This window comes from Bradyrhizobium sp. USDA 4510 (assembly GCF_054059095.1).
In genome coordinates this window covers 5,472,625-5,490,582 of sequence record NZ_JBSSBT010000001.1, presented here as the reverse complement: position 1 = coordinate 5,490,582, position 17,958 = coordinate 5,472,625, and the positions used below count along the sequence as shown (strand labels likewise).

General features: G+C 65.3%; 14 protein-coding genes. 10 read left to right on the top strand and 4 right to left on the bottom strand.

The features are described from left to right. Positions 1-103 precede the first annotated feature (103 nt). The 8 genes from ACVMDN_RS25600 (at position 104) to ACVMDN_RS25565 (ending at position 10,909) form a co-directional block, all read left to right on the top strand. A complete protein-coding gene (locus tag ACVMDN_RS25600; protein WP_244558644.1) occupies positions 104-1,300 on the top strand; it encodes an ABC transporter substrate-binding protein in 1,197 nt (398 codons plus the stop codon). 19 nt (positions 1,301-1,319) lie between these two features. After that, positions 1,320-2,177 (top strand): branched-chain amino acid ABC transporter permease, encoded by an 858-nt coding sequence (locus ACVMDN_RS25595; RefSeq protein ID WP_076824184.1) that lies wholly within the window; start codon positions 1,320-1,322, stop codon positions 2,175-2,177. Continuing rightward, positions 2,177-3,976, top strand: coding sequence for a branched-chain amino acid ABC transporter ATP-binding protein/permease (locus tag ACVMDN_RS25590; protein WP_076824186.1), 1,800 nt, complete (start codon positions 2,177-2,179; stop codon positions 3,974-3,976). The genes ACVMDN_RS25595 and ACVMDN_RS25590 overlap by 1 nt, the downstream gene beginning before the upstream one ends. After that, complete coding sequence (locus ACVMDN_RS25585; protein ID WP_141341108.1) at positions 3,957-4,703, top strand: ABC transporter ATP-binding protein; 747 nt, start codon at positions 3,957-3,959, stop codon at positions 4,701-4,703. The genes ACVMDN_RS25590 and ACVMDN_RS25585 overlap by 20 nt, the downstream gene beginning before the upstream one ends. Positions 4,704-4,926: 223 nt before the next feature. Continuing rightward, complete coding sequence (locus ACVMDN_RS25580) at positions 4,927-8,166, top strand: adenylate/guanylate cyclase domain-containing protein (RefSeq protein WP_076824188.1); 3,240 nt, start codon at positions 4,927-4,929, stop codon at positions 8,164-8,166. A gap of 40 nt (positions 8,167-8,206) precedes the next feature. Further along, positions 8,207-8,848 carry a hypothetical protein gene (locus tag ACVMDN_RS25575; RefSeq protein ID WP_076824191.1) on the top strand — a complete coding sequence of 214 codons (642 nt, stop codon included), beginning with the start codon at positions 8,207-8,209 and terminating at the stop codon, positions 8,846-8,848. Next, complete coding sequence (locus tag ACVMDN_RS25570; RefSeq protein ID WP_076824193.1) at positions 8,808-9,446, top strand: hypothetical protein; 639 nt, start codon at positions 8,808-8,810, stop codon at positions 9,444-9,446. The genes ACVMDN_RS25575 and ACVMDN_RS25570 overlap by 41 nt, the downstream gene beginning before the upstream one ends. A gap of 170 nt (positions 9,447-9,616) precedes the next feature. Then, the gene (locus ACVMDN_RS25565; protein ID WP_141341109.1) at positions 9,617-10,909 is read left to right on the top strand and encodes an MFS transporter; all 1,293 of its coding nucleotides are present in this window, start codon (positions 9,617-9,619) and stop codon (positions 10,907-10,909) included. A gap of 4 nt (positions 10,910-10,913) precedes the next feature. On the opposite strand, the gene ACVMDN_RS25560 is transcribed toward ACVMDN_RS25565, so the two are convergent. Beyond that, on the bottom strand, positions 10,914-11,525 hold the full coding sequence (locus tag ACVMDN_RS25560) for a TetR/AcrR family transcriptional regulator (RefSeq protein WP_057015033.1): 612 nt from the start codon (positions 11,523-11,525) through the stop codon (positions 10,914-10,916). 122 nt (positions 11,526-11,647) lie between these two features. Between ACVMDN_RS25560 and ACVMDN_RS25555 the strand changes: the two genes are divergently transcribed. Together ACVMDN_RS25555 and ACVMDN_RS25550 are read left to right on the top strand one after the other, a co-directional pair. Beyond that, positions 11,648-12,880: a cytochrome P450 gene (locus ACVMDN_RS25555; RefSeq protein WP_028332498.1), complete on the top strand. Its 1,233-nt coding sequence runs from the start codon at positions 11,648-11,650 to the stop codon at positions 12,878-12,880. Positions 12,881-13,080: 200 nt separating this feature from the next. After that, positions 13,081-16,788, top strand: coding sequence for an AsmA family protein (locus ACVMDN_RS25550; protein ID WP_253589638.1), 3,708 nt, complete (start codon positions 13,081-13,083; stop codon positions 16,786-16,788). Positions 16,789-16,852: 64 nt separating this feature from the next. Here the strand turns inward: ACVMDN_RS25550 and ACVMDN_RS25545 are convergent, their stop codons facing one another. From ACVMDN_RS25545 to ACVMDN_RS25535, 3 genes are read right to left on the bottom strand one after another with little or no spacing between them, the layout of a single operon-like run. Then, positions 16,853-17,206 (bottom strand): VOC family protein, encoded by a 354-nt coding sequence (locus tag ACVMDN_RS25545; protein ID WP_076824248.1) that lies wholly within the window; start codon positions 17,204-17,206, stop codon positions 16,853-16,855. Positions 17,207-17,262: 56 nt separating this feature from the next. Then, the gene (locus tag ACVMDN_RS25540) at positions 17,263-17,538 is read right to left on the bottom strand and encodes a ribbon-helix-helix domain-containing protein (protein WP_024580116.1); all 276 of its coding nucleotides are present in this window, start codon (positions 17,536-17,538) and stop codon (positions 17,263-17,265) included. Beyond that, complete coding sequence (locus ACVMDN_RS25535; RefSeq protein ID WP_016841076.1) at positions 17,535-17,723, bottom strand: DUF4169 family protein; 189 nt, start codon at positions 17,721-17,723, stop codon at positions 17,535-17,537. Before ACVMDN_RS25535 ends, ACVMDN_RS25540 begins: the two co-directional genes overlap by 4 nt. Positions 17,724-17,958 lie beyond the last annotated feature (235 nt).

Below are 17,958 nucleotides of genomic sequence, written 5' to 3'. Positions count from 1 at the left end.
AGACTTGGCCCGCATAACCGCGGCCCCTGAGCGCGCGGACAATCAATGAACGGACGTCCCGCAACAAACGACGGGCGCCGAGAGGGAAACAGGGAGGCATCACTTGGCTATTTCACGCCGTGACGTTTTGTTGGGCAGCGCCGGTGCATTTAGCGCCGCATCATTTTCCTTCCCGGCGCCAGCCATCGCACAATCGGAACCGATCAAGATCGGCTGTCTCGCGGCGATCACCGGCCCGAGCTCGGCGCCGACCGTCGGCTTCAATCGCGGCGTCAACTTCGCGGTCGACGCCATCAACGGCGCCGGCGGGGTGAAGGGCCGCAAGATCGAGCTTGTGATGCGCGATACCCAGGGCGATCCGACCAAGGCGGTGAACGCCACGCAGGAGCTGATCAGCCAGGCCAAGGTGCACGCGATCTGGGGTCCGCTGAACTCGGGCGAGGCGCTGGCGACGACGCCGATCATGGCGCGCGCCAAGATGCCGGACCTGCATCCCTGCGTCGTCGAGACCCTGATCGACCCGGTCAAGTTCCCCAATGCGTTCCGCATCGCGCCGTCGAACAACCAATGGGACGATGCCGTGCGCAATTACTGTCTCAAGATCCTCAAGGTGAAGAAGGTCGCGGTGATCGGCGACACCACCGGCTATGGCGTCACCGCGGTCGGCGCCTCCGTCGCGGCGTTCAAGAAGGACGGCGCCGAGGTGGCCTATCAGGCCAATATCGACGCCACGCAGCCCGACATGACGCCGGACATGCTGCGCGCCAAGAATGCCGGCGCGGAAGCGATCGTGGTGTGGAGCGTCTCGACCGGCATGGAGGCGCGCATGTTCAACACCCGCGCCGCGATGAACTGGGACGTGCCCTTTGTCGGGCATCCCTCGATGGCGTCGGGCGAGCTTGCGAGCCTGGTCGCCAAGCCGGAGAACTGGAAGAAGGTCTACGCGATCGGCTACAAGAGCTGCAGCTATGACGGCGCCGGCAAGCTGCCGCCGAAGAGCGCGGACCTGGTCGCGCGCCTGACCAAGGCCAACATCGCGCTGAACGACACGCTGTTGTGGTGGGTCGCGGGCGGCATCGATTGCATCGAGCTGATCGCCAAGGCGGTCGCCGAAAGCGGCTCGACCGACAGCGCCGGCATCATCAAGTACTGGAACACGCTGTCGACCTATCCCGGCTATTTCGGCAATTACCGCTTCTCGCCGACCGAGCACAACGGCTATTTGACCGAAGAGATCGTGATGTCGGAAGCCTCTACCGCCAAAGACGGCACCTTCGCGCTGGCGCCGGGGTATACATAGAAGGGCGAGGGCGCAGCCGATGCTGGCCTCGATCCTTGCATCCGGTCTCGCGGCGGGCGCAATCTACGCGCTCGTCGGCGTCACCTACAACACGATGTTCTCGACCTCGCGGGTGATGAGCTTCACCGCCGGCCAGCTGGCGATGCTGGGCGGCGTGTTCGGCTCGATGTTCACGCTGAGACTCGGCCTGCCCATTGCCGTCGGCTTCGTGCTGACGCTGCTCTGCTGCGCGGTGATCGGAATCATCACCGAATTCGTCGCGGTGCGGCCGGTGCTCAAGAGCCTCGACCAGCATCTCTACGTGCTCTCGACCCTCGCGGTCGCGCTGATGATCCAGCAAATCACCGCGATCAAATGGGGCACCGAGCCGCAACCGTTCCCGCGCATCGCAGGATTCGGCGAGGGCATCCTCGACGAGAAATTCTGGCTGCCGGTCCTCGCCTGCGCCGTCACCATTATCGGCCTTGAATATCTCTACCGCCGCACCCTGGTCGGCCGCGCGTTCCTGGCCATCGCCGAGGATAATTTTGCGGCGCGGGCGCTCGGCCTGCCGGAGCGCAATCTGCGGGTCGCGAGCTACGCGCTTGCCGGCGTGGTCGGCGGCATCGCCGGATTTTCCGGCGGGCAGTTGCTGCTCGCCTTCTTCGCCAACGGAGCGCTGCTCAATTTCTACGGCTTCGTGCCGGTGGCGCTGGGCGGGCTCGGCAATAACAGAGGCGCGATCATCGGCGGGCTGGCGCTCGGCCTGTTCCAGCAGGCCGCGAACTTCCTGGTCGGCGGCATCTTCTCCTCGGTCGCGGTGTTCACGCTGTTCATCGTGGTGCTGCTCGCCGCGCCGCAAGGGCTGTTCGGCGCCTCGACCGCGCGGAGAGTGTGATGACGTCGGTCGTGGCCACGCCGTCCCGAACCGACAGCGGCGTGTGGCGCGCCGCGCTGCCGCACGTCCTGCCGTTCCTCGGCATTCTGGTGGCGGCGGTGCTGCTGCCGTTCGTCAGCAACGATTACTGGGTGCTGATCGGTACCCGCATGGCGATCTACTGGGTGCTGGTGTCGGGCCTCAATCTGGTGGTCGGCTTCGCCGGTCATCTTGCGATCGGCTATGTCGCGCTGCTGACGCTCGGCGCCTACACGACGAGCGTGCTGGTTGCCGGCAACGTGATGCCGGCGCTTCCGGTATTCGTCGCCTTGCCGATCGCCGGCCTGATCGGCGCGATCTTCGGCGTGGTCGTCGGCCTGCCGGCCCTGCGCCTGCGCACCTTCTACTTCGCCATGTCGACGCTCGGCTTTGCCACCATCGTGACCCAGATCGCGCTGGCCTGGCAGAGCGTGACCGGCGGCGGCATTGGCATTGCAGGTCCGGAATTCCCGCCGCCGTTCAATACGCCGTGGGGCTTCTACGCCCTATGCATCGCCGTCGCCGCGCTGACCACCTGGATGAGCGCCAATGTCGCGCGCAGCCGGTTCGGCCGCGCGCTGATCGCGGTGCGCGACGCCGAGGTCGCCGCTGAGGCCAGCGGCATCTCCAAGCCGAAAATGCTGATCGCGATCTTCCTGTTCGCCGGCGCGCTGGCGGCGATCGCCGGCGGATTGTTCGCGACCCTGCAGACCTACATCACGCCCGATGCGTTCACTTTCGATCTCTCGGTGCTGTTCTTCATCGCGATCCTGATCGGCGGCCGCGGCTCGATCCTCGGGCCCATGCTCGGCACCATCATCCTGACCATCCTGCCCGAGATCGCGGCACCGCTCGCGGCGTGGTCGACCTTCCTCTACGCGGTGCTGCTGCTCGTGATCGTGCTGGTGATGCCCGGCGGCATCGCGGCGCTGCTCGATTTCCGCAACCGCCGGCCGCTCGCCAGCAACCGCGCCATCGTTCCGCGTCCCGCTGCACTCACCGACATCGTGCGCCGCAGGGACGGCGGCAAGACGCTGCAGCTGCGCGGCATCGCGCTGAACTTCGGAAATGTGAAGGCGATCGACGGCCTCGATCTCGATATCGCGCCCGGCGCGATCCACGGACTGATCGGACCGAACGGCAGCGGCAAGACCACGACGCTCAACGTGATCTCGGGCTATTACGCCGCCAAGGCCGGCACCATGATGCTTGGCGGCGAAGTCCTGGCCGCGGGCCAGCCGGTCAAGCGCGCCGCGTGCGGCATCGCGCGCACCTTCCAGACGCCGCGCGTGATCGGCGAAGCCTCGGTGCTGGAGAACGTCATGATCGGCGGCTCGATCGAGGGCCGGGCCAATTTCGTCGAGGCGATGCTCGCACTGCCGCGCAACGGCGCCGACGAGCGTCTGTTCGCCGCCAAGGCGCACGCGCTGCTCGGCGTCGTCGGCCTCGAGGCGCTCGCCGACATCCGCGCCGATCGCCTGCAGCACAGCGAATTGCGCTTCATCGAGATCGCGCGGGCGCTGATGCTCGATCCGGACTTCCTGCTGCTCGACGAGCCCGCCGCGGGTCTCTCCAATGACGAGATCGAGCGACTCTCCAGCCTGATCAAGGCGGTCTGCGGCCGCGGTACCGGTGTGCTGCTGGTCGAGCACCATGCCGATCTGATCTTCGATATCTGCCACCAGGTCACCGTGCTCAATCTGGGCCGGACGCTGGCGGCGGGAACCCCGGCGGAAATCCGCGTCCACAAGGAGGTCGTCAGTGCCTATCTCGGCGGCTGAACCGTTGCTCTCGGTCAATCGGCTGGAGTCCGGCTATGGCAAGATCCGTGTGCTGCACGGCATCGACATCACGATTGCCGCCGGCGAGGTCGTGGCGCTGCTCGGGCCCAACGGGGCCGGCAAGACCACGCTGCTGCGCGCGATGTCCGGACTGTTGCCCGTCACTGCCGGACAAATCCGGTTCGGCGACCGCGACATGACCAACGCCACGCCACGCGATGCCGCGCGGGCCGGGCTCGTGCATGTGATCGAGGGACATCGCGTGTTCACGCAGATATCGGTGACCGACAATTTGCTGCTCGCCGGCTATGACCTGCCGCGCGCCGAGCGTGCCGTGCGCATCGAGGAGGCGTTGGCGTTCTTTCCCGAGATCGCCGAGAAGCGGCATGAACGCGGCGGCGCGCTGTCGGGCGGGCAGCAGCAGATGCTGACGGTGGCGCAGGGCCTGGTCCGCCGGCCGCGGCTGTTGATGCTCGACGAGCCGTCCGCGGGACTGTCGCCGGTGCTGGTCGATCGCGTCCTCAACGTCATCGGCCGGCTGCGCGAGCAGGGCACCTCCGTGCTGCTGGTCGAGCAGCTCTTGGAGAAGGCGCTCGCCTGCGCCGATCGCGTCTACGCGCTGGTGCAGGGTGCGATCGCGCTGGAGGCGCCGACCGGAGAGAGCGGCCTCGCGCATCGGCTCGAGCGCGCCTATTTCGGCCATGAGAGCCACGCGTTGCAGACCTAGCCAATACAACCTGTGTGCTCGACGCCAACGGCCACGCAACTTGTGATCGGATGCGGCGTCGACTGCCGTTTTGGCGCAATCTGCACGTGCGCCATAAAATGGCACGACAGGTGCAGGCGGCTTTGCTAAGCTTCACAGCGATACCCGATTGTGATCATTGTCGCGTTGTTTTTAAGACTTGTTGCGGTTGCCTGCGTCTGCAGCTCTCTTTAAGAGGCCTACGATGCAATGTTTGCGTTGCGGTTGTCAGAACAGGGCGACCAATGAGTATTGCGAAGGGTGCGGGGCCTCTCTCGGAATTACGTGTGAAGCTTGCGGCCACCTGAACGGATCAAGCAGCCGCTTTTGCGGAAAGTGCGGCGCTGCGTTGACGACGGCGATTGACGCGACCCGGGTTCAGCCGTCGCACGAGCATGCGCTGAGGAGCCTGCATGCCAAGGGTGGGGAGCGGAAGCGCCTCACGATCCTTTTCGCCGATATCAGCAACTCGACGGGCATCATCGATAGCCTCGGAGATCCCGAACTGGGCATGCGGCGCTTGCAGCCGGTGCTCGACCTGATGAACGAGGCCGTTCACCGCTACGGCGGCGTCGTCAACAAGGCCCAAGGCGACGGCGTCATGGCGATGTTCGGCGCCCCGCAGCCTCATGAGGATCACGCCGTTCGGGGCTGTCTCGCGGCGCTGGCGATGCAGGATGACGTCAAGCGGCTGCATGACGTCGATATGCAAATCCGCGTCGGCGTCCATACCGGTGAGGTCGTCTTCCAGGCCATCGAGCACGGCATCTATCAAACCTATGACGCCGCGGGCGCGAACGTGCACCTCGCCAGTCGACTGGAGCACCTTGCCGAGCCCGGCACCATTCTGGTCTCGAGGGAAACCTACGCTGTCGCAAAGCAGTTCGTGGAGGTGGAGTCGCTTGGCGAGCAGGCCATTCGGGGGCTCGCGGCTCCCGTCGAGGTGCTCAGGCTGAGGGGCCTTCAGCATGCGCCGTCGAGCGGTGTATTCCGGACCGGACGACGGTTGAGTCCCTTGACCGGCCGCGCCGACGAGTTTGCGGCGCTGACGGCTGAACTCGAGAACACCCGCAAGGGAGATGGCCGGGCGGTCGGTGTCGTCGGCGAAGCCGGCATTGGAAAGAGTCGCCTTTGCTTCGAATTTGCCGAGAGTTGTCGTAGCAAGGGCATCCGCGTCTTCGAGGCGCGTGTGCTCGCGCACGGCCGCGCAACGCCGTTTCAGCCGGTGCTGGCGCTGCTTCGGGATATTTTCGGGCTTCGCATCAAGGAGGAAGCGCCGGACGTTTCGCGCCGCCGTATCTTCGACCGGCTGGCGGCAATGCCGGTCTCCGATCATCTGGCACCCGTGCTGCTGGAATTCCTCGGTCTGGCGGACCCGCACCAGCCCGCGCCGAAACTGGATCCCAAGGCCCGCAAGGCCCAATTGCTCGATTTCGTCGGCGAACTGGTACGCGCCGCACCTCGTGACAATGTGACGGTCGTCCTGATCGACGATCTGCACTGGATCGATCCGGCGAGCGAGGAGTTCGTCGAGGCCCTTGCCGACGCCGTGGTCGGAACCACGACGATGCTGCTGGTCAATTTCAGGGCCGGATTGAGCGCGCCGCTGATGCAGCGGTCGCATTATCGGCAGATCAACATGGCTCCGCTTGGGCCCGCGGAGGCGCAATCGATCTTGCGCGATCATTTTGGTACCGACCCGTCGCTGGCGCTGTTGAGCCGGAACATCGTCGAGCGCGCGCACGGCAATCCGTTCTTCCTGGAAGAGCTCATGAGCGCCCTCGTCGAGCGCGGCGATTTCGAGGGCGAGAAGGGCGCGTACCGGCTGAAGGGCGGCATCGACACAATTCCGCTTCCGACGACCGTGCAGGCCGTGGTCGCGGCGCGCATCGATCGCCTCGACGAACACGCCAAAAGAGCCCTCGAGGTCGCTTCGGTTGCCGGGCGCGAGATTTCGTTGTCGGTTCTCGATGCCGTTGCCGGTCTGGCGAAGGCCGAGCTGCTGGAAGCCGTGGGACATTTGCGACGCGCCGAATTGCTCTACGACGTGCCTCCCTTCGAGCAGCGGCTGATCGCGTTTCGTCATCCGCTGATCCAGGAAGTCGCTTATCTGTCGCTGTTGCACGAACGGCGCCGCGAGCTTCACGCGGCCGTCGCGCAGGCGATCGAGAAGCTGTTCAAGGATCGCGCCGAGGAACGGGCGTCGCTTCTCGCCTACCACTGGGAGCATGCCGGCGAACATTTGAAGGCGGCGCAGCAGCACATGCGTGCGGCGGTTTGGGTCGGCGCGAACGATCCCAGTCAGGCCTTGCGGAGCTGGAAGAAGGTGCGTGAACTGCTGACGCACCAGCCCCCGTCGCAAATGACCGACTATCTGAAGATGATGGCCTGTGGCCAGATCGTGAATTTCGGCTGGCGCGAGGGAATTTCCGCCGCCGATGCGCAGGTCTATTTCGAGGAAGCCCGCGGCCTCGCGCTCGCGATGGGGGACCTGCGCGCCAACACGCTGATTCACGCTGCCTACGGCCGGATTTTGGCGAATGGCGGCTCGGCCGACGAATATGTCGAGCGGGTGCTGGAAGCCAAGGCGCTTGCCGACACCGGCACCGACACCAGTGTCCAGGTCACGCTGAAGGCCATTCTCTGCCACGCGCTCCGGCTCTCGGGGCGGATGTCGGAGGCGCTGCAGATGAACATGGAGGCGGCCGCGCGCGCCTCGGAGATCGTGAAGTCGGACCGGGAGACGCTTGGATTCGACGTCGAGGTCTGGTTGACCGCCATGCGCGGGCAGACGCTCGTGATGCTGGGGCGCGGGTCCGAGGCCCGGCCGCTGCTCGATCGCGTGCTGCAACTGGATGGCAGCCAGGTCGATGCCATTCACTATGTCATTCCGAGCCTCGCCTATATCGACCTCGCCTGGTCCGAAGGCGACGTCGGACTGGCCCAGCACCACGCCGATCGCGCCTTCTCGCTCGCGGTCAAGAGCGGCAATCCGTATTTGCGCGTCTACGCTCAGGCCAGCCGCGGCCTGTCCCATATGGTGGCAGGTCGGATCACATCATCGATCGAGGACCTGACGGCCGCGCTCGACTTCGCGCGAACCCGCAAGGCCGGCCTTGAAAACGAAGCACGGATTCTCGCCGATCTGGCGAACGCGTATCGGCAGAAAGGAGATGCGGCGGCAGCGTTGTCCGCCGTCGACGAGGCGATTGCGGTTGCGGTCAAGCGGCACGCGCGCATTCCGGAATGTCTTGCCCGATCGGTTCGCGCCGATCTGCTGTTGCGCTCCGGGCGGAGCGATGAGGCCGAGGAGGGCACGAAGGAGCTGGACCGCGCGACCGCGCTGCTTCACGAGACCGGCGCGATGATCTTCGCGCCCTTTGTCGGTGGCGCGGGAAAGACGGTCAAAGCGAGTCGAAGTTCGAACGAAGCCAATAATAATTGAGTTGCGAGTGAAATTGTTCTGATCCCATTCGGATGATCTCATGTTGTTCGCGAATGTGACGAGCGAACCGGTCGGCAAAGGAAGCGCCCGCGCGTGCAGGGACGCGCTCCTTTGCGACATCCTGGCCGATTTCAGGCGTGCGTTTCCCGATCTGCTTTTCGAGCTCGACGAAGGCAGCGCAACCGTCAATGCTCAGGCCTTCATTCGTGGCAACGACCGCGTCGTGCGGATCTATGGCGGACTGGCTTACCACGCGGCGATGAACGCCGATGGCCTGGTCTTCGCCCTGCTTCACGAAGTCGGACACCATCTGTCGAAAGGCGGCCGGCTCGCCGCCAATTCCGAGCTCGGTTGCGAGTGCGCGGCGGACCGCTGGATTCTCGCCAAGGGCGCAGCCCGGCTACGCAAGCAGACCGGGCGCACGCTCTCGATTGAGCGCGCGGTATCGAGCATCGAGCAGTTGACTGCGCTTGCCGCTTGCGGCCTGAGAGCTCGCAAGCGCGGTCCAAGCGTGTGCTGGGCCGATCATTGGCCGAGGCGCAAACATGTACTGGTTCGACCGGAAGCCGCGCCGGCAATTCCGCGGTGCTATCTGTCCAGTTTTTTACGACTGAATCAAATTGCACAAAGGGAGACGACAAATGGGTGCGCTACTTCCCGTCGGCAGCGGTCCCGACGCTGAAATCGTGGATAGGCTGAATGAGCTCTTCAGCGGCAAGGATCTGGCTACTCTTCGCAAGCACAACAAGAAGGAAAAGCTGTTTGATCCGAGCCACAGGTTACGGCGCGTGGCGTTCCGCATCGGTGCCTATCCGAGCAAGGATTACGGGAAGGATGATGCCAAGCGGAAATGGTTCTTCTTTCTCCATCATGTGCTGCCTCAGGAGACGCAAGAGGCGATCAAGAAGATCCTGGGCGACGCGATGACCCGAACCGCGATCAAGGCGGTGAAGTTCTCGGTCGAGGAAAACAGCGTGGTGACTCATCCGCATCTGTTTCCGAGCAACAACGAGCCACTCGCGAACTACCTGAATGGGGCCGGTACCGCCTATCTTGTCCATCTGGTCGTGCAAGGGCCGATGGATGACAGCGCCGAAGATCCGCCAGGCGACAACGACCCGGACAGCGGTGAACAGCCGATCGCCTGGCCCGAGCTTTCGCTCCGCAGGCCAACGTTCAGGCGCGCCAAATCAGGCGGCGGGAAGGGCGCCGGCAAGAAGAAAGCCGTCAGCAAGAAGAAGGCAGCCAAAAAGGCGGCCAAGCGTCCGCGCAAGCGTTGACGACGCGATCATAGCGGTTGATTGTGGCGGCAAGGGTCGACGGATGCGTCGGCCCTTCTGTCTCCAGGTCGTCCTGAAATCTGGCTGGTGGCAGCGCCTGCTGCCGGCTGCCCAAAGTCCGCTACGGCGCCGGTCCAGCCTGTTCCGTTGCGGATGGAATGCTGCGTCCGATGCGACTTCCCTTTTTCTACGGCTGGATCATCGTCGCGGTGACCTTCGTCACCATGGCGATCGGCGTCAACGCGCGTACGGCGTTCTCGCTGTTCTATCCGCCGATCATCTCGGAATTCGGCTGGGAGCGCGGCATCACGGCGGGCGCCTTCTCGTTCGGCTTTGTCGCCTCGGCGATCGCAAGTCCGCTGATCGGCCGGTTGATGGACCGCGGCGGTCCGCGCGCGGTGATGGAGCTTGGCGTGCTCTTGATGGGCTCGGGCCTGCTGCTGGCGCCGCTGACGACGCAGCCCTGGCACCTCTATCTCACGATCGGCGTGCTGGTCGGCGCTGGCAGCGTCTGCCTCGGCTATTCCGGACAATCGTTGTTCGTGCCGAACTGGTTCCTCCGCCGCCGTGGACTTGCGATCGGGCTCGCCTTCGCCGGCGTCGGCATCGGCTCGGTGACGCTGCTGCCGTGGGTGCAGCACATGATCGAGCACACCGGCTGGCGCACCGCCTGCACCGCAATGGGGATCGTGGTGCTGGTCGTGCTGGCGCCGATCAATCTCTTGCTGCACAAGCGGCCGGAGGACATCGGCCTGCAGCCCGACGGCGATGCTGCGCCGACGGCGACGTCAGCCAGGCCGGCATCGAATATCGTCGACCCCGTGTGGGCCGGCACCGATTGGACGCTGTCGCGTGCGCTGCGCACCGCGCGGTTCTGGTGGATCGCGATCGGTTATTTCTGCGGCCTGTACATCTGGTACGCGGTGCAGGTGCATCAGACCAAATTCCTGCTCGACATCGGCTTCAGCTCCAGCGTCAGCGTCTGGGCGCTTGGCGTCGTCAGCCTGCTCGGCATTCCCGGCCAGATCTGGCTCGGGCATCTCTCCGATCGGATCGGCCGCGAATGGGTGTGGGCGATCTCCTGCTTCGGCTTCGTGATCTGCTTCGCCGCGCTCGCCGCCTTGAAATACTGGCCGAACATGGCGTTGATCTATCTCATGGTCTTCACCCAGGGCGCGCTCGGTTATGGCCTGACATCCGTGATGGGACCGGTCGTGCTGGAGATCTTCCAGGGCAAGCATTACGGCAGCATCTTCGGCACCGTGATGCTGGCTGCGCTCGCCGGCGGCGCTGCGGGCCCCTGGATCACCGGCCAGCTCTATGATCTCTCGGGCAGCTATACCAGCGCCTTCCTGCTCGGGATCGCCGTCAGCCTGCTGTCGGCATTTGCGATCTGGCAGGCCTCGCCCCGCAAGGTCCGCGCCGTCGCCGGACAGGTGCACAAGGTCGCAAGCGCGGCCTGACGCGTCAGGCCGACGAAACGCCGATGGCGCGCTGCAGGTCGGTGATCGCGCGCAGGCAGCTGTCGGCGGGGGTGGTTTCCGGATCGATCAGGCGGTGCAGGCGGAAACCATCTTCCAGCGCCAGCACGATCGCTCCGGTCCAATCCGGATCGAGTCTGCCGTTCCGGCCGCTGTTCTTCTGCGCAGTCGTGACAATGTCGGCGATCAGCTTGCGCCGCGCGCGCAGACGTTTGGCGAGCTCGGGCCGGCGCTTCTCGGCGCGCGCCACGAACAGGATCATCTCCATGTGCAGGAGAGGGGAGCGGCCGAGCGGATCCTGCCGGCTGCGATCCATGGTGCGCAGCGCTTCGAGGAAGTCGGCCAGGTTGCTGTGCCGGGCGAGCAAGTCGAGATTGCGCCGGATCGATTGCTCGACGTGATCCTCGAGCATCGCGAAGATCAGCTCGTCCTTGCTCTTGAAGTTCGAATAGAAGGCGCCGCGGGAGAAGCCCGCCGCGGCCGCGATCGCCTCGATGCTGGCGCCGCCGATGCCCTGTTCCTCGAACACCCGCGCCGCAGCCTCGAACAGCTTCTCGCAGGTGTCGTCCCGTGTCGGTCTGGTTCGAACCCTTGACATCGGCGCATTTTAGGGCATTCGACAGAACCAGAACAGCCGCATCCGTGATGATGCGGTCTTGAGGATGACACCAGGGCACGCCAGGCTTTAAGGCCCAGGCGTAGCGTGCGAACGAGGTCACCATGAACGAGCAAGTTCAGCCGGCGAGCGGCGAGCCGCTTTTCAATCCACTGGCGCCTGAATTCATTCGCAATCCCTATCCGTATTACGAGCGGCTGCGCCGCCTCGATCCGATGCATGTCAATGTGCACGGCGCTTTCGTCGCCAGCCGGCACGCCGAGGCGAGCCTCGTGCTGCGCGACAAGCGGTTCGGCAAGGATTTTGCGGAGCGCTCGATCCGCCGCTACGGTCCGAAGATCATGGAGGAGCCGGTCTTCCGCAGCATGAGCCACTGGATGCTGCAGCAAGATCCGCCCGACCACACCCGTCTGCGCGGCCTTGTCGTCAAGGCCTTCACCGCGCGGCGAGTCGAGGACATGCGGCCGCGCATCCAGCACGTCGTCGACGAGACGCTGGATCGCATCATTCCGCAAGGCAAGATGGACCTGATCGAGGATTTCGCGTTCCGCCTGCCGGTCACCATCATCTGCGACATGCTCGGCATCCCCGAGGAACACCGCGAGGCCTTCTACAACGGTTCGCGCGATGGCGGCCGCATCCTCGAGCCGGTGCCGCTGACCCCCGAGGAAATCAAGCAGGGCAACGCCGCCAATGCGATGGCGGCGATGTATTTCCATCAGCTGTTCGAGCTGCGCCGCAAGCAACCCGGCGACGACCTCACCACCCAGCTGGTGCAGGCCGAAGAGGACGGCCAGAAGCTCACCAACGAGGAACTGACCGGCAACATCATCCTGCTGTTCGGCGCCGGCCACGAGACGACCGTGAACCTGATCGGCAACGGCCTGCTGGCGCTGTTCCGCAACCCGGACCAACTCGCGCTGCTGAAGGCCAATCCCGGCCTGATCACCAATGCGATCGAGGAGTTCCTGCGTTACGATTCCTCGGTGCAGCTGACCGGCCGTGTCGCGCTGGAAGACATCGACGACCTCGGTGGCAAGCGCATCCCGAAGGGCGAGAGCGTGCTGTGCCTCCTGGGCTCGGCCAATCACGACGAGGCTGTCTACCCCGACCACCCCGAAAGGCTCGACATCCGGCGGCCGAACGTCAAGCCGCTGTCGTTCGGCGGCGGCATCCATTTCTGCCTCGGCGCCCAGCTGGCGCGGATCGAGGCCGAGATCGCGATCTCGACACTGCTCCGCCGGATTCCCGACCTGCGGCTCGATGACGCGGAAAATCCGGAGTGGCGGCCGACCTTCGTGCTGCGCGGGCTGAAGCGGCTGCCGGCGAGCTGGTGACGTTCCCGCAGGTCAGCGATCCGCGGCGGCGCCGGCACACGCACGCTTGAACGGGAAATCAACCATCTGTCCAGAGTCCCAGCAGTAAACCGGCTGTGACTTCGCCGTACTTGTCTCTATATTTGGGTTGCTCCGGCCAGAGGTTGGCAAAGGGTTCAGCATGAGGAGGCTGCCCCGGAGCTGGCTCAAAGGGAGACACCGTGCAGACGACGCTGCTCGGCCTGGCAATTGCCTTCATTCTTGCACTGGTCGCGGCGCTGGTCGGTCCATATTTCGTTGACTGGAACCAGTTCCGGCCGCAGTTCGAGGCGGAGGCGTCCAAGATCATCGGCGTGCCGATTCGCGTCGCCGGCAATCTCGACGCGCGGCTGCTGCCGGCACCCTCGCTGCGGTTGAAGACGGTCACCGTCGGCGGCGCCAACGACCTCCGCAAGATTCGGGCTGCCAATCTCGACGTGGAGTTCAGCCTGAGCTCGCTGATGCGCGGCGAGTGGCGCGCGAACGAGCTCACCATCAACGGCGTGTCGCTCGATCTCGGGCTGGACCCGAAAGGGCGGATCGACTGGTCGCCGTCGAGCGGGAGCTTCAACCTCGCTTCGCTGGCGATCGACCGGCTCAACCTGACCGGCCGCATCGCGCTGCATGATGCAGCGAGCCGCAGCACGCTCGAGCTCAACGACATTGCCTTCAGTGGCGACGTCCGCTCGCTTGCCGGCGCGATCCGGGGTGACGGCAATTTCATGTTCGACGGCAACCGCTACCCGTTTCGGGTCTCCTCGGGGCAGAGCGCCGATGGCAGCGGCACTCGCCTGCACTTCAGCATCGATCCCGGGCAGCGGCCGGTGTCGGCCGATCTCGACGGCATCCTGACATTCGAGGCCCGCGCGCCGCGGTTCGAGGGCACGCTGACGCTGGCGGGTGCGCCCGGTCAGCGCGGCGGCGATGCGCCGCCATGGCGGATCGCGGCCAAGGTGAAATCGGATTATTCGGCGGCGCGGCTCGACCAGATCGACGTGAGCTATGGCGCCGAGGATCGTGCGCTGAAGCTCGCCGGCAATGGCGATCTGCGTTTCGGTGCGTCGCCGCTGCTGCGCGCCTCGCTTACGGCGCGGCAGCTCGACGGCGACAAGTTCGCCGCCAAGGATAGCAGCAATGGCAATGTCGAGCCGGTCCGCGTGCTGCCGGCGATGCGCGCGCTGTTGTCGGGTCTTCCGCAAAGCCCGATACCGGCGCAGGTGGAGCTGGCATCCGAGCAGATCATGCTCGGCGGCCGTCCATTGCAGGACATCTCGGCGGAGCTGCGATCGGATGCGAAATCATGGACGGTGCGCCGGCTGGAATTTCGCGCGCCGGGATCCACGCGGGTCTCGATGAGCGGTGCCAGCGCGCAAGCTGGAGCGGCGAACAGCTTCAAGACCGCGCTCAACATCGAATCGTCCGATCCCGACGCGCTGATGACCTGGCTGCAGGGGCGCGGCGACGCCACCTATCGCAGCCAGAGGCCGCTGCGTTTGCGCGGCGACGTCATGGTGTCACCATCGGGCTTTTCGATCGATGCGATGAAGGCGGAGATCGAAAGCGGCACGCTCGAGGGCCGCGTCGCGGTTACGTACCGCGAGGCAACCAGCGGCTCGAAGGTCGAGGCGCAGTTGAAGGCGGATCGGCTCGATCTCGACGCGACCGCGGCATTGATCCGCTCACTGGCCGGTCCGCAAGGCGAATGGCCCGACGAGGCGCAGCTGTCGCTCGACGTCGGGCGCGCGGTCTCTTCCGGGCAGGAATTGCGGCCGCTGCTGGCGAAGATCGCCTATAGCCCGAAGAATATCGTGCTCGAGCGCGTCAAGATCGGCCAGCCCGACAATGTCACGCTGGACGGCAGCGGCAATTTCGACCGCGCCAATTCGACCGGCAAGCTCGCGGTCGACGCGACCGCCGCGTCGCTTGGCCGGCTGACCGCTGTGGTTCAGCCGTTCGCGCCGGCGCTGGCGGCGCGGCTTGGCGTGCTCCGCGCGGATGCCGGCCCGGTTCGCGCCAGGCTCGCGCTCGACCTCGGCAAGGGCAAGGCTGCCGACCGCGTCAGCGCGCGCGCGACGCTCGATCTCGACACGCCGCAGCTCAAGGGCAATACGGTGATTTCGGTGACGCCACAGGTGGCCGCGATCCGTGCGCTGGATTTCGATGCACTTCGCCGCAACGAGGTTGCAGCGGAGACGAAATTCTCGGCAGGCGATGGCAACGCTTTGCTGGCGCTGCTTGGGCTTGACCATGCGGTCGCAGCCGGTGCCGGTTCGACGCAATTCGAGGGCACGGCGATCGGCGCGTGGGGCACGCCGTTGCGGCTGAAGGCAAGGCTCTGGGGCGCAGGGCTCGATGCGGATGCCGAAGGGACCGCGGAGCCTTGGACCAAGGACGGGGCCAACGCGGGCAAATCGAGCATCAGCCTCCGCGTCCGCAGCGCCGACATCAGTCCGCTGCTCAGTCTGAAGCCAGCCGATCCGGTTGCAAACATCCGCCTGTCGTCGAAGCTCACGCTCGCGGGCGACAGGCTGACCTTCGACGATCTGGACAGCATCATCGCCGGTTCACGGCTGCGCGGTCATCTGGCGCTGACGCTCGCCGATCAGAAAAGCGTCGACGGCGAAGTCGGTCTCGATCAGATCACGCTGGCGCCGATTTTCGCGGCCGCGATCGGCGCGGCCGGTCACGATGCGACGGAGCCGCTCGGCCAGGGCCTCACAAGCGCCTGGCGCGGCAAGGTCACGTTCGAAGCGCTGCACGGTCTGCTGCCGGGGGGCGCCGAGCTGCAGCCGGTCAGCGGCACCATCAGGTCGGACGGGCAATCGCTGACCTTCGACGGCATCAAGGGCAAGATCGGCGGTGGCGAGGCGACCGCCACCATCGATGCGCGACAGGGCGCCAACGGACTTGCGCTCAGCGCCAATGTGCAGCTGTCCGGCATCGACAGTTCAGCCTTGCACTACCGCAGTCTCGCGATGCCCAAGGGACGCGCCTCGATGCAGATGACGCTGTTGACGCAGGGCCGCAGTGCCTCGGCGTTGACCGGCGCGCTGTCCGGCAGCGGCACCGTGACGCTGGAGGGGCTGAGCCTTCCGGGCCTCGATCCGCGCGCCTTCGAGGTTGCGATCCGCGCCAGCGATTCCGGGCAGGCGACCGACGACACGCGGCTGCGGCAGATCGTCGAACCGGTGCTCGCGAGCGGCGCGCTGTCGATTGCTTCGGCGCAAATCCCCTTCAACATCCGCGACGGCCGCCTCCGGGTCGGCGCCACCACGCTCGCGGCGAACGGTGCCAATGCGACCGTATCCGGCGGCTACGACATTCCGGCCGACCAGGCCGACATCCGCGCCGCCCTGGCATCGACGCAGGTCGGCACGGCCAACAGCCGACCGGAAATCCAGTTGCTTGCCGTGGGCACGCCCGACGGATTGTCGCGTAGCATCGACATTGCGGCGCTGTCGTCGTGGCTTGCGGTGCGCGCGATCGACCGGGAGACCAAGCGGCTCGACGCCATCGAGCGCGGCGAACCGGCGCCGCCGCCGACCCAAACGGCGCTTCCGCATCCGGCCGAGCCGGCGCCGGATGCATCCAACCCGAATTCGGCAGGCATGCCTTCCGCCAACTTGCCGGGGCCTGGTCCTGATCCGCGCCGCGTGCCGGCGAAGCCGAAGATCGTTGCGCCGCGGCCGCCGACTGTCCCGCCGGCCGCCACCGCGCCCGCCATTGCGCCGCCCGCATCGCTTGCGAGCCAGCCGCAACTGGCGCCGCTGCCGCCGCCGATCGAGGTCAAGCCGGCGCCCGGCGCGGCCAGGCCAAAGCCGCTGCGGCCCCCGCTGTCGCTGACGCCGCAGGTCGCCAATCCACCGCAGCGGCCGGCGATGCAGAACTAAACGCGCTTTCAAGCGAAGTGGGCACCGGTTCGCGTCAAGACAGCGCGTCAAACGAAGCGCTGGCTCATGATCGGTGCTGGAGAATATTGATCAGCTTGCCGAAGGGATCGCGGACGAAGAAGCGCCGCACGCCCCACGGCTCGTCCGCCGGTCCGTATTCGATCGCGATGCAGGCTGCCTTCATTCGGCGCAGGGCCTCGTCGAGATCGTCAACCTCAATGGAGAGATCAGGCACCGGCGTGCCGGAGCCACCTTCGGAAGCGAAGCTGATTTGAGCCTGCATTGTTTCGGATGAGCCATAAGTCGCAACCCAACCGAAATCCATCAGTGGCTCGAGGCCAAGCACGTCGCGATAAAACGACTTCGCTGCCGCTGTGTCCGGTGCAGCAACGTTCGCGACGATCCGATTGACCTTCATGCTGAGCCCGCGCAGCGGAACGACCGTCTACTGGTGGCGAGGGTCGGAGAGGGCCGTCAGGCCTGCTGACGCGTGTCAACCTGTTGCGGCCTGACATCCGTGGGCACCGCCGGCGTGGCGCGCGAGCGGAAGTAGTCGAGCACGAACAGCCGGATCGCGGAGGACAAATTGCCCTGCTGACGGTTGTTGTCGATCTCGCCGACCAACTCCGACAGCGTCATGTTCCGCAGACCGGAAATCTCCTTCATGCCATTCCAGAAGGCTTCTTCGAGGCTGACGCTGGTCTTGTGTCCGGCGACGACAATCGAGCGCTTGACGACGGGAGACTTCATGATGCGTCTCCATTTTCGATGCGGTGCTGATCGAGCACACGCGCGTTGCGCTCGCCGAGGAATTCGTCACGCGCTCGTTCGGATTTGGTGCGACCGAATAGCGCACGATTGGCTTCGGCCTGCTTCGCTGCTTGTTCGCGCTCACCGCGCTTCTTGAATCGTTTCAAGTTGACCACGTCGCCCATGCTCGTCGTCCTCATCGTCCCCAGAGCGGAATTGGTGATGCATCGTGACGAAAGCAAGAGCAATTGCGCTACGCGCCCGGCTCGATATCCATCCCGAATCCCCGTTTGATGCTCTGATAGCATCAAAGAATCCGTTTCGCTCTGCGAAAACTAGACGTCTGTACCATGCGCCAGCGCAGAGCTCATAGGTAACGCGCCTTAGTCTTTAGGCGTTATGATCCATAATTATATCACG